Origin of the sequence: Synechococcus sp. R6-5, from assembly GCF_047461775.1 — a bacterium.
In the GTDB taxonomy this organism is placed as follows: Bacteria; Cyanobacteriota; Cyanobacteriia; order Thermostichales; family Thermostichaceae; genus Thermostichus.
The window spans coordinates 1-529 of sequence record NZ_JANSHV010000390.1; the positions used below are offsets into that span (position 1 = coordinate 1).

Below are 529 nucleotides of genomic sequence, written 5' to 3' on the forward strand. Positions count from 1 at the left end.
GCATCGGCCGGTTCAGATGCTATAATCGCGCCTATGCAAACAATCGCTCCTGCGGTGCTGGATCAACAACGCAGCCAGAACACGGTTTTCACCAGAGGATCGCTGGTCGCCGCGATTGCAACGCTGGCGATCATGATCCTGATCCATACAGTTCCCATGCGTGCTACATACGATATCGGGAGTCAACCGGCGCCGATCTCGCGTCTCTTCGACGCCGAACGGAGCACGTCGATGTCGTATGCCTACTCGCAGGGGGAGTCACTGATCCTTGAACCCATGATCGGTATTGGTTCATATGAGGTTCGTGTGCGCATGGGTGGTCCAGGGGTCCGCGACCCGCTTCCCACGACGCTCACAGTTGGCGGGGAAGAGATTGCGATTGGCGAAGTCGGTGCGATGCGTGTCTATCGCTTCCTCGCGCCCACTGATGCGCGTGGAGCGCTGGCGGTGATCGTGAAGAGTGCGATGGTGCAACCACCTGGCGATAGCCGAAGGTTGGGGGTGCTGTTCGATGATCTGGAGATCCGCT

Annotated in this window: 1 protein-coding gene; it reads left to right on the forward strand. The window is 58.8% G+C overall.

The genetic code is table 11. The annotated features are described in order from the left end of the window. Positions 1 to 33: 33 nt before the first annotated feature. A partial coding sequence (locus NW818_RS13925) for a hypothetical protein (protein ID WP_414424894.1) occupies positions 34 to 529 on the forward strand: 496 nt, incomplete at its 3' end.